The organism is Pseudopedobacter saltans DSM 12145 (assembly GCF_000190735.1).
Lineage (GTDB): Bacteria > Bacteroidota > Bacteroidia > Sphingobacteriales > Sphingobacteriaceae > Pseudopedobacter > Pseudopedobacter saltans.
The window spans coordinates 3,019,181-3,030,913 of the sequence record NC_015177.1; the positions used below are offsets into that span (position 1 = coordinate 3,019,181).

Genomic DNA, 11,733 nt, shown 5'->3' on the forward strand with positions numbered 1-11,733 from the left:
ACCAGGTTACCATCCGGGATTTTGTGAAAATTCCGCATACATATTCACATCTACGTTTTTAAGAGGTAGCCAATAATGTTTATTTGTGTAATTCCTTTGAACTATTACCACCTCGCGTAAATTTGCCACTCTATTTTCTGTAGGATCAGTGGTATTAAAAGTTCCTGATCGATCGAATTCTAACGATGTTTTTATTGTATAAGGATGTTCAGTAAGCAACAACCATCTTCTCAAATCATTAAAGCGATGACCTTCAAAAGCAAGCTCAACAGCTCTTTCGCGTCGCAATTCGCTTAAGAAATTGTCAACAGATCCGAGGAATTTTGTGTTTACAGGATCTACTCCCGCCCTATTCCTGATAATGTTTACAGATTCTACTGCAGTTTTGCTAAAATTTGGGTCTTTTCCTTGAGGGCTATTATATCCCATAAGTGCTGCTTCTGCGTACATTAAATAAACGTCCGCTAAACGCATATAGGGAACATAAATATGAAGGCTATAACCCCAACTGTAAGCGTTATCGTATTTATTTGCTGTAATAGGAATGAATTTGCGGAGAACATAACCCGTACGGCTACCTGTGCTAACATTTCTATAGCTACCTCCAGTATATAAATTGGCATATCTATTTGGCTGTTCATCCACATTTGGAATTGCTCCCTGGACAAATTTCACTCCGTCGAATACTATATCATTGTAAAAACGGGGGTCTCTGTTTTTCCAAGGGTATGTGGGATCGTAACCTGATGCAGCATCTGGCTTGGTAATATCAGGAATAGGTAGTCCGTTCTTCATGCCATAATAGCTGACATAATTAGAAGTAGGGACAAATTTCAAGTCGCCTTCAGATACAATTACTGGTGTGTATTGCTTACTGGTTCCCCAGTTAGAGTCGTTTGCGCTATTAAAAGGTCCGCGAAATATAGCTTCAGTACTACCAGGAAGTGCCCAGCCCTCACCCGTTGTATAAAAATTCTTATAATAATCAGCAAATGACACCAAACTATATTGAGTAGAACCACCCTCGACAAGCTTTAACAACTCGCCAAACGCCGCGGCTGCCTTTTTACAATACTCAACATTATAAGTTTTGCTGCCTGTAGATTCGTAGTTCATTAATGGACTGCCTGCCCATAAATAGTTTTTGCCTAAATATGCCAGCGCCATTATCTTATTTATTCTCAGCTGATTTTTTCCAAGCGTTCTTCTACCAGGTTCAGTATTATCCCAATTGATGGGTAACAAATCAGCAGCAGCTCTAAAGTCTGCTGCAGCCTTGTCAGCACATTCATGGTATTTTAAACGTGGTAAGCGAATTTCTCCGGCGCTAGGTAAGACGTAATCAATATAAGGCAGTCCTCCAAAATACTCCATTAAGCGATGGTGAAACCATGCTCTAAAAAACAATAACTGACCTCTTATTATATTTTTCTCTTCAGTAGTCGCATCTGTCATTAAATCCATATTGGCTAAACCAATATTTGCTTTTCTAATCCCATACCAGGCGGCATTCCAGAGATCCTTATTAAAACGTCCGTTTACAGTGGAGAAATTAGATTTATCCATCCATCCAGAGCCCCATCCATCAAATTGTGATTGCCAACCCCAAAAATTGCCATCATCTATTTTATGAATGTAGTGGTAATTTCCTGCGGTAGAGGTTATTTCATCCTCTCCCCAATTCCATGAGTTGGTCCAATAATTATTGGTGAAGTTTACTATACAATTATACAATTCTTCGGTAAAGCCCTGAAAATTCACAAAGTTCTTAAAAGCTTCCTTTTCGGAAATATTCGTTTGTTCATCTTTATCCAGGTATTTCTCGCAAGCGGAGAGGCTTATACATCCCCACACTATCAAACAAGACACAATGGTTTTTATATGCTTTTTCATCTGTTTATTTTTATTTTTAGAAGATGATATTGGTTCCTAGATTAAAACGCTTCACGGTTGGATAGGCTCCTTGAGATGCCCAACCTGTTCCGGCAAAGTTGGATTCCCTATCATCAGGCATTTTTGTCCATACTGCCAAATTATTACCATTCATAAAAATTCTGAGGCTTTCTATACCAATACGTTTAATAAAACTTGTGTTTTTTTGAAAAGTATAAGCTATCTCAGCATTCTTCAAGCGGATATATGATCCATCGAACATATATCTATTGCCCGGGCTGTAATTACTTGGAGTCGACAACCATCTTGGCAAAGGCACATCTGCATTTATATCGTCCTTAGACCAATAAGTCCCTTCATTATAAACCAGCTGATTTTGCCCTGACAGACTATTGAAAACCACCTGACGAGTAACATTAGTTACACCATAAACCTGAACAAATGCGCTGAACCCTTTCCAATCAAAACCTAATATTGCATTGAAAGTATGCTGGGGATTAGAAGGGAATCCGAAAGGAATATTGTCCTTTGAATCTATTATTCCATCTGCATTATAATCAAGTATATGATAGTTTCCCGGTAATTTTTGACCATCACCATTATCTGTAACAGTACTTCCATAAAGCTCATCCCAGGTATTATAATAACCGGCTCCAACATATGAATAGGTTTGACCAATTTGTTTATTTTGCCTTTTTTGGTACTCAGGTAATAACTGAGCATCATCGGCATCTAAAACCTTGTCCTTAGCTCTGGTATAGTTCACATTCCCCCACACTCTCCAGTCTGCATTCAGCTTTTTGTCTATAGCTATTTCTAATTCGAAGCCTTTATTCTCTACTTCGCCTAAATTGGCCGCAGGTGCAACTGCTCCAAAATAAGAAGGTATAGCCCTATTTGTTAATATTATATCTGACCGTTTATCTCTGAAATAATCAAACTTACCGGAAATAAAACCTCTTAGAAAACTGAAGTCTAACCCAACGTTGATTTTCCTCACTTTTTCCCAGCGTATGTCCGGATTTCCAAGAGTACTTTCTTTATACCATGTATAAGGACTTAACTCTGAATCTACTCCCGTTACCCCTAATTTTGTTTTATCTCCATAAGTCCATTGAGTAAGGTATAACCAACGGGGTCCTGAGCTATCATCTCCTATCTCTCCGTAAGAACCTCTAATCTTTAAATTGTCAATAAAGGTTAAGGGTTTCATAAAATTCTCGTTGGACATAGTCCAACCTAAACCGCCAGACTGAAAGAAAGCAAAACGATAGCCCGGACCAAATTTAGAAGAGCCATTGTAGCTTCCATTATATTCTACGATATATTTATTTGCATAATTGTAAGTAGTTCTAAAAACCCAATCTTCACGATTAAAAGGAATTTCACTTCCTGTAGCAACTTGATTACGATTGAACAAGCCCATTGCTGTAATCGTATGTTTATCCGCTAGGGTAGTATTGTAATCCAGCTTCGCTTGATAAAAAAGACGACGATAAGTAGCCCAATTTTGAACAGATCCCGGACTAACAGCCCAATTGATACTATTTTGAAAATCAAATCGATTAGTAGCATCGTAAGCTATTTGATACACAGTTTTTCCTGTTTTAGGATCAATCCATTTACTCTGAACATCATTATATAAATCATTCACCCCTCTGTTTCCTTCAACGAAGGTATTGTCTAAGGCCACTGTTCCTACAGCACTCAACCCCTTTACTAAACGACTTAAATCCTGATTTAAAGTAAAATCAGTAGTTATACGATTTGTAGTTGTATAGGAAACACCACTCATGGCCAGAATTCTGGCAGAGTTTAGTCCTCTTTGCACATTAGGAGCATGATATCCCCATGTACCGTCAGAATATTGTGGCATAAACACGTTAGGAGCTGTCGAGTAAGCTGATATCCAATAATTATAATCTCCATTATTGGCTCCCCACGGCATTTTTTTCACTCCTCTTGAACCCGCAACGTTAGCTTTTAGGCTAGTGGATTTGGTTAGTTGAAAGTCCAGATTGCTTCTCATATTCAACCTATTGAAACCATAACCTGGTTCGTAACCTCTATTATTTTCAAACGTTCTGAATAAATCACCTTCGTACAGGTAATCTGCACTAGCAAAATATTTCACCTTTTCGGTACCACCCGAAATATTCAGGTTGGCATTATGAGACATTGCATAATCTTTGAATAACACCTCATCCCAGTTTACATTTGGATAACGTTCTGATTCTGCCAAATCAGCAGGAAAACGATACTTATCTATAATGGCTTGGGGAAGAATATCATTCCAACTTTCAGGACGCAGTGCAAGTTCATATTCAATAACCTCATTACGAATTCTTAAAGCGTCGTAAGCGTCATACTTTCCCGGCAACTTTGAAGGTACCTTAGCGACATTATTTATTGTTCCGCGAATAGATGCCCGCCCTTCTTTACCGCGTTTAGTAGTAATCAAGATCACACCATTTGCACCTCTAACTCCGAATACGGCAGTTGCAGAAGCATCTTTTAATATAGAAACAGATTCTACCGATCCGATATCTACACTATTCATAGGGCGTTCGATACCATCTACCAATATTAAAGGGCTGGTATTATTCATTGTACTTCTTCCGCGGATTATAATTTGCGGATCCTCTTCTCCAGGCATACCTGTACTGGCAGAAGTTACGACACCAGGAACATTACCTGTAAGCGCAGCCCCAATACTCGACACACCCCCTGCTCTCTCCAATACCTTTCCTGTTGTCTGTGTAACTGCAGCAACTATACTCTCCCTTTTTTGCGTACCGTAACCAACTACCACCACCTCACTCAGTTGTGCCATATCATCTTGCAGTACAACTTTTATTTCAGTTTTTCCCCTTACATCTATTTCCTGGCTTACCATCCCTATATATGCAAAGGACAGTATATATTTATCCGCGGGAAGGTCTATGGAGAACTGTCCATCTATATTGGTCATAGAGTTAATTGAGGTTCCTTTAACAGAAACAGAAACTCCTATAAGGGGGATATTCTTGACATCATGTACAGTCCCTCTGACTATCCGCTTTTGTTGCCCTAAAACCCCTTTAGCTAAAAGAGAGAGCGCTAGAATAGCAAAATAAAACTTACGGTATATCCCTATGCTTACTTTTTGTTTTTTTTTCATTTATTAAAAAATAATTAGGATTTAGAAAATTGTTCTTCACTTATCATTATCTGAGAATAGCTTTTAATCATAGTATTATTTGTCGATCATAATATTGTTGGATAAATAAGAGATAAGCGGGCCATCGCCTGTCTTTAAGTTCATTTGCCGTTAAGTTGGTGCTTTCATTTATACATTTGGTTTAGTTGGTTTATAACTCCAGTTTATATATCTAAATAATATTTGAGATCAATGCAATCGGTTGCTTTAATTCACCAAAACAACTTAATTCCCCAATCTGTAATTTTATCAGCTATAGAAACCGGCTTATAATTAAGCTCTAAACTAAACCTGAGTCGGATTTATAGATAGCACATTTGTCCAAAACTATAGACTACATGTTCAAGACGTTGTTTAGTGTGAGTAAAAGTGGTATTTAGGTTATAAAATGAAGATGTAAAAAGTCGTTATCACATATTAATCTAAATATGTTACCAGTTAATCGAAATTATTTTAAACATTGTCATTCCTATCCTGCCTTTTTAGCATCATGTATTCTGACGGGAGCATATTATATTTTACTTTAAAGGCTCTTGCAAAATAATTTGGAGTAGCAAAGCCCACCGAATAACATATTTGTGATACGTTCATATCACTTTTTTCTAAAAGCAATGCGGCCCGTTCTAATTTTAGCCTTCTAATGTACTCTACAGGAGTCTGTCCTGTAAGATTTAAAACCTTAGTATAAAGAGAGCCCCTGCTCATTGCTAAATACTTACTAAGATCCTCTACGGATAATTGAGAATTAGTAAGATTATCTTCTATATATTGCACTATTTTACTCAAAAGTTTCTCATTGTCAGACTCTATGGCAACCTCTCCCAAAGTTAAGTTAACTCTATTACCATAGGTGGTCTTAAGATTATTATTGAGTGTAAGAAGATTTCTAATTTTGATATTCAATATGTCAAAATTAAATGGCTTTGACATATAATCATTTGCCCCGGTTTCTAATCCGCTTAACTCATCCTCTTCCCCCGTAAGAGCGGTTAATAATAAAACAGGAATATGCTTCGTTCTTTTGTCTGCCCTGATTTTTTTACAGAGATCCATTCCACTGAGATAAGGCATACTTACATCCGTTATTACAATATCAGGATGTGAAGATAGAGCTTTTTGCCAGCCTTCTTTTCCATCGCAAGCCTCTATAACTCTGTAGCTTTTTGTTAAGTTATCTTTTAGATAAGATCTAAAATCTTCATTATCTTCGACTAATAACACAAGTGGCAATTCACTTTTGTCCAATGTAGGCAGTCCAACTAACTCATCTTCAACATCATTATTGAATGATTCATTAAAAATTACCGCATCATCTTCCAATATTAGTCTGTCTTCTATTTTTTGCAATGGCAAAAATATTGAAAAGGTGGTTCCTTCGCCACTCACACTTTCCACTTCAATATTCCCATTATGCATCTTAACAAACTCTTTTACAATTGATAAACCTATACCGCTACCTTGATTGAGTATAGCATCGTTATTATCACTCTGAAAAAATCTATCAAATATTTTCGCTTTCGCATTTTCCTGAATACCGATACCTGTATCGATTATCTTAACGACTACCCCTGTCTTTTCAAATAAATCTATTTGGAATGAAATCGTTCCACTTTTCAAAGTGAATTTGAAGGCATTGGACAAAATATTGAAAAAAATTCTTTCCAACTTATCATGATCAAAAGAAGTGAAATAAAACTTTATATTGCTCCTAAACTCAAAATTGATAGCTTTTCGTTCTGCCAGGTCTTTAAAAGATTCAGCTACATCTTTAGCAAAAGCAATAAAATCCCCCTCTTCTAAATTTAGCTTTTGTTCCTCCTGCTTTATATTTCTAAAATCTAATAATTGATTTACTAAGTTGAGTAAGCGCTTAGAATTTCTTCGCACCATATTTAATTGGGCCCACTTCTCTTTATTATTTTCTTGCTGCAATAACTGTTCTATCGGGCCAACTATCAGCGAAATAGGCGTACGAAACTCATGACTTATATTAGTAAGAAATTTAATTTTTAATTGATCAAATTTATGGATTCGATCCGCCTCGCGCCTTTCCTCAGCTAGAAGTTGCTGCACCTTAATTCTTTCTTGTTCTATTGCAAATTTCGCTTCTAACTTTTTTATTCCCCTGTACCTCATATACCATAGTCCAATAACTACGATCAGGAAATAACCTACATAAGCATATATGCTAAGCCATATAGGCGGATGAATTTTTATTACTATGGATGTTAAAGGCGTACTCCATTCTCCCGCATCGCTTTTTGCTTTAACTTTGAATATATATTCTCCAGGAGTTACATTGGTATAAACCGCTGTATTTTCCATACCAACATTATTCCATTCTTTATCAAAACCTTCTAATTTATAGAAGTAACGGTTTTCTTGTGGCGATGTATAATTCAAGGCGGCAAAACTTAAAGAAAAATTCTGCTTATAATCCAGATTAACTTCTTTAGCTATGGAAATATGTTCCTGAAGTTGTCCTGCCTGACCAGGTACTACACTTTGATTGGCGACCTTTAAATCAGTAAGTATTACATTTGGAATATTTTTATTCTGAAATAGCTTAGACGGATTGAAGTAATTGAATCCGTCTGTACCTCCAAAGAAAATCCTGCCATCCCATAGTTTCAGGCCAGAACCATATACAAATGGACTTTTTTGTACTCCGTTATTACTGGAATAGTTCTTAAACGCTCTGACTTTGGGATCAAAACTGCTGATTCCTTTGTTTGTACTTAACCATAATTTACCATTATCGTCTTCTAAAATCTTATATATGACGTCGTTAGCAAGCCCTTCATGTTCTGAATAAACGACAAATTTATCAGTTTTAACATCATACTTAACTAGTCCGGAATTCGCCAATCCCAGCCAAATAGATCCGTCTTTTGTACATAGGATAGTATATATATTATCATTTGGCAAATTACTGTTAATTCTATTAAATGTTTTGGAATATCCATTTACCGGATTATAGACCGCCACGCCACTTCCACATGAACCGACCCAAATATTCCCATTCCTATCTTCTTCAATAGCTCTTATAAATCCATTAAGCTGGATTTCTTTCGGTTCGGCTCCATATTTAAGAAATACATTCTTTTCCGAATCGTAGCGATTAAGGCCCTGTCCATTAGTTCCAATCCAAATATTCCCTCTAGAATCCTTTTTTATACAAAAAATATCTGAGCCACTGATATTTTCCTTTCCATTTCCTTTTTTTATTTGTCTACTTTTCCCCGTATTGATATTATACACAAACAGACCATGCAAAAAAGTCCCTATCCATACTTCATCTTTTACTTTCTCCATAGACAAAATAGACAGCCCATCCGATTTTATTTGATCAGAGACTTGTATTTTATGAAAAGTCCCCTCTTCCATATCAAATAAATTAAGTCCACCACCGTCGGTTCCTACATAAACCATTTTATCTGATTTTTGTACGAACGAAGTGACTACCGGAGCGCTTAACCCCAATGGATCATAAACATTACTCTGTACCAGGTTAAAAAAAGCTAAATTCTTGTCATATTTATTTACACCTCCTCTAAATGTTGCCAGCCAGTAAATACCTTGTTTATCTATCATGATAGACTTTATCGCTTTGCCAACCAAGCCATAATTATTCCGCCCCCCTTTATTTACTCTGGTTATTTTATCACTTCTTACATTGTAAATATTCAGGCCTTCTTCCGTTCCAATCCATATATTGCCACAGGGTTCCACAGCCAGAGAATAAATCATATTAGAACTAAGCGACTGGATATCCCCGGGATTAGAAACATAATTATGAAATGTCATATCTTTTACGTTCAGCCTGCTCAGTCCGTTATTTGTGCCTAACCATATATTTCCTTGATTATCTTCACAAATAGCACTTACTGCATCGTTAATAAGACTATTAGAATTATTTGGCAATTTTTTAAAATGTGAAACGGCACCTTTATTTGGTCCATAACGATAAACTCCTGTATTAGTTCCGATCCAAATATTTCCGGATCTATCTTTAAACAATTTATTTACCGATTTCGTTGCTATTGTCTGATCAATATTCCTTCCTAAACCTGGAGAAGTAAATTCTCCTGTATGAGGGTTAAGCACTTCGAGTCCCTGATAACCACCCACCCAAATAGCTCCGGTATTGTCACTGCAGGTAGATAGCACAGGAAAGTTTTTTCCTTTTAGATAACTGATAAAAGAGTCTAAATTTCTGTTGTAAAGAGTCAGCCCTCCAGATGTAGATACCCACAAATTACCAGATTTGTCTTCATACAAATCCAATACCTCATTGGAGACTATATTTGAAGCATTTTTTCGATATATCGTGAAGTTTTTCCCGTCATATTTATTAAGACCATCATCTGTTGCAAACCATATGAATCCATAACGATCTTTGTGAATACTATTTACAATATTTGACGAAAGCCCATTCTTAGTACTTAAATTCATAAAATTTAAGTCTTTTTCATCGGCTTTAACGGTTAGGATACTTCCTAATGTGAAAATACAAATAAGTGAGAGTGTAAAAACCCTAATCATATATCAAACCTTTTATTTGGATACAATGCCATTAGACTCTTTGATCAATTGTTGTAAATAAATTACAACCTGTTGTTTATAATTGATACTATTTCCTGGTTAAATATATAAAGCTACTATTATAAATGGTCTTTGACTGTTCTTTTTGTTCAAAATAACGAAACAAATGTTCAAAACAAAAAAGCAGAGCCGATCCAAAGACCGCCCTGCCTTTAATAATAAACCAATTAAAGAACTTTATGAAATCTGCCAATTACGAGACAAACGTTCTTTACAAGTACAATATCCGATAACTTCCCTATTTTAAGGGGTAATTTTCGATAGAAAGATAGAACAAATGTCATTCTATAAAATCGGGATAAAAGATGGTTACATAACTCACACTGCAACCTGGTTTTCCCTTTAAAAAAGCTATGTCTCCATCTTCCATAATTTAGAATATATTAACGCTGTACTCGACGACTCCTTTATAGTCATTGCTGTCAATAATAACTTAATATATTTTGTTATTTCTATTGCTTAATATTAAAAAAGTCAAAATCGGCATAGCCTCCTGTATATTTTGTAGAATAGCTAAATAATCCAAAACGATAGCCCATGAAATGAGGTATTGTATAAGCCATTTTTAGCTGAGTACCAATAGGCTGCCAGTTCTTTCCATCCAAACTATAGAAAAAGTTAGCAATATCTTTTTTATTAGTAAAATCACATTCGGCCTTAAGAAAGACTTTCTTTCCGCTAAAAGGTATTCGGGCTGCCTCTTGGGGAGTCCCAGTAGTGGCATTTTCCATAACCAGGTATTTTTTCCCTTCTATCATTTTAACTCCTACCAATCCATAATTTTTTTGCAATAGAGACAGTCCAGCAAAATCACCGTCTTTCATTCCCGACACATCTACAGCTGTAGATCCGGAACATGTTGGACCTATTGTGCGCTGGGTTAGGGTATTTCGAGCCTGTAAAAAGCTACTATCTATACATCCGGTTTGTAATCTCAGGTAACCTTTTCTTTTGGTTACAGACCAAAGACTATTATCTGGGTTATGATTCCACTGCCATACTAAAGGTAAATTTGGTTCACCTTTTTTCCTTGAAAAATCGTCTGAATTTACGATATGGGGAATCAAACTTTTGTTGGCCGGAAGATTTAAGGTATAAGGAACCTTGCCATCGACACCTAATACAGGCCAACCATCTTCCCATTTTACCGGGACTAAAAACGGAATACGTCCAACTGCACCATAATCCTGAAATAAATAGGCATACCATTTTCCATCAGGCATATCTATCAATCCTCCTTGTGCAACACCTTTATCTTGAAGAACAACGCGTCCTTCATAAGGTCCATCTATCTTATCTGAGCGATGTACGATTACAGTACGCATACCTCCGGGAGGCCAAGAAATATTAAACAGGTAATATTTCCCATTTATTTTAAATAATTGCGACCCTTCGGCCGGAAGTCCTCCACGAACTCCTTCGGGTGTACTGGGTAAAGTTGCATTTTCAATAAGTACACGTTGAGTTTCGGGTTTAATACCTGATAAATCTGGCTGCAATTCTACAATATTTAACTTTCCGCCACCCCATATCATATAGACCTTCTCGCCTTCAAAAAACAAGGTATGATCATGCATCATAGGTTTAAATTCTTTAACTTCCCATGGACCTTTTTCTATGTCTTTTGTAGTAAAGATGTAAGTTTTTCCAGTGGTCTGAGCGAATGTACTTACATAATAGGTTCCATTGTGATAACGCATACTGCTTGCCCATGATCCTCGTCCGTAAGTATTTTTTCCATTCGCCAAATTAAGCTCATCCATGTTTGCTAACGTATCATAAGCATAACCTATCAGTTCCCAATTAACCAAATCTTTTGATTTCATAATCGGTACCCCGGGATTCATATGCATAGTGGTGCTACTCATATAGTAATTTTCTCCAACCCTTATCATTGACATATCCGGGACATCCGCAAAAATAATGGGATTGTGAGCACTCATTGGCTCCGAAGATTGAGCTTTTAAGAAAAAGGCAATAAACAAAATGGTCAAAACCATTAAACTAAATTTTAACTTCATATTTAACTATTTGAG

At 36.4% G+C, this 11,733-nt stretch carries 4 protein-coding genes; all 4 read right to left on the bottom strand.

Annotated elements, in window-relative coordinates; all coding sequences use genetic code 11:
• Positions 1-6: 6 nt before the first annotated feature.
• The 4 genes from PEDSA_RS12930 to PEDSA_RS12945 all read right to left on the bottom strand — a co-directional run bounded on the left by PEDSA_RS12930 (position 7) and on the right by PEDSA_RS12945 (position 11,718).
• Positions 7-1,893: a RagB/SusD family nutrient uptake outer membrane protein gene (locus tag PEDSA_RS12930; RefSeq protein WP_013633594.1), complete on the bottom strand. Its 1,887-nt coding sequence runs from the start codon at positions 1,891-1,893 to the stop codon at positions 7-9.
• 16 nt (positions 1,894-1,909) lie between these two features.
• Positions 1,910-5,053: a SusC/RagA family TonB-linked outer membrane protein gene (locus PEDSA_RS12935; RefSeq protein WP_013633595.1), complete on the bottom strand. Its 3,144-nt coding sequence runs from the start codon at positions 5,051-5,053 to the stop codon at positions 1,910-1,912.
• Between the two features lie 492 nt (positions 5,054-5,545).
• Positions 5,546-9,637 carry a hybrid sensor histidine kinase/response regulator transcription factor gene (locus tag PEDSA_RS12940; protein WP_013633596.1) on the bottom strand — a complete coding sequence of 1,364 codons (4,092 nt, stop codon included), beginning with the start codon at positions 9,635-9,637 and terminating at the stop codon, positions 5,546-5,548.
• A gap of 512 nt (positions 9,638-10,149) precedes the next feature.
• On the bottom strand, positions 10,150-11,718 hold the full coding sequence (locus PEDSA_RS12945) for a glycoside hydrolase family 43 protein (RefSeq protein ID WP_041537072.1): 1,569 nt from the start codon (positions 11,716-11,718) through the stop codon (positions 10,150-10,152).
• Positions 11,719-11,733: the final 15 nt, after the last annotated feature.

Excerpts from the sequence above, each read along its gene's own strand:
- PEDSA_RS12930 (WP_013633594.1), bottom strand. The coding sequence starts at position 1,893 with ATGAAAAAGCATATAAAAACCATTGTGTCTTGTTTGATAGTGTGGGGA.
- PEDSA_RS12935 (WP_013633595.1), bottom strand. The coding sequence starts at position 5,053 with ATGAAAAAAAAACAAAAAGTAAGCATAGGGATATACCGTAAGTTTTAT.
- PEDSA_RS12940 (WP_013633596.1), bottom strand. The coding sequence starts at position 9,637 with ATGATTAGGGTTTTTACACTCTCACTTATTTGTATTTTCACATTAGGA.
- PEDSA_RS12945 (WP_041537072.1), bottom strand. The coding sequence starts at position 11,718 with ATGAAGTTAAAATTTAGTTTAATGGTTTTGACCATTTTGTTTATTGCC.